Below are 1,147 nucleotides of genomic sequence, written 5' to 3'. Positions count from 1 at the left end.
GTCGGCGGCGCTATCGATCAGGGTATAAGGAGTGTCTTGATGGGTTTTGGTTTGCTGCTCCTCACCGATGTTCTCTAGCTGAGTCTTGATGTTGGTATGGTCATTGACCGATCTACCCAGACCGGTTGCCAGCTGTGTTAAGCGTTCAGCCAAGTGTTGACCGCCAAGGGCAGTTTGGGTCAGTGTTGGGGTATGGTGCTGATAGTCATGCTGCCCAGATTGGAGATGCGTTTGTGGCTGGGTGGATAGGACGAGGGCATTGGCTGATTTGACATTCAGCTGGGCGTCAGTCTGGGTGCTGATACCATCACGTTGAGACTGACTACCGCTTGCAGGGTTGATGATCCCCATCTTCACGGTGGCATCAAGCTCGCTACGCATGTGCCACTGGGAATGCGCCTGTTCTGCGCTGTGATTAGTCAGCCACTCAGATAGGGCGTTATTTGCCTTGTGTCGATAGCCGCTTTCAATGGCCTGTCCGTCTTTGGTGGCAAACAGGCTTGGACGGGTTGCTGACAGTAAGCTGCCTGTATTGATTAGGTGTTCACCATCACCGACAGATTGTATGAGGGTTTGGTCATCAGCGCGGTGGGTAAAGTGGGTGCCATAGTTGGCCCCTGCTTGTGCCTCCGTGCGGTGAATGGATTGGGCAGGGGCGTCAAACAGTGCCAAGCGGGTGGGGGTCATGTGGTTGCGGCTGTCGCGATCACTTTGATCCTCTGTGAGGCCAGTCATCGCCGGTACGGCTTGTCGATGGTACATGGCACCCACCCACGGGGTATCGGCAGTAATCAAGCGCAGCTGGGTAAGGTGACTGCCTGCCTCTAGCATGGAGGCATGACGCTGACGATGGCGATCACTGATGGTCAGTCCTGTCAAATGCGACAGGCTATTACGTGCCAAATGGGTGATATGTGTCACGCGGTAGGATTGATTGAGATCGTTATGCCCTACTAAGGTAAAGGTGTCTGCTGTACACAGCGCTGTTGCCACCGAAAGCGCACAATATTGCTGGTGTAAGCGGGTGAAACCTTCTGCAACAATCATCGCTTCATCGATCTGGTCGGTATCGATCACAGGGGCAAAGGCAGAGGGGCTATCGAGCATCATCTGAGCAGACACCGCTTCTTGATCGTAGTGCGGTGTA

At 54.2% G+C, this 1,147-nt stretch carries 1 protein-coding gene; it reads right to left on the bottom strand.

Going from position 1 to position 1,147, the window contains the following annotated elements; genetic code table 11:
- Positions 1-1,147, bottom strand: a 1,147-nt coding sequence (locus ACFI32_RS14765; protein WP_462627383.1) for a hypothetical protein, incomplete at both ends; no start/stop codon positions are given.

This window comes from Psychrobacter sp. PSi21, from assembly GCF_054960615.1.
This window is presented reverse-complemented; position numbering and strand designations above follow the sequence as displayed.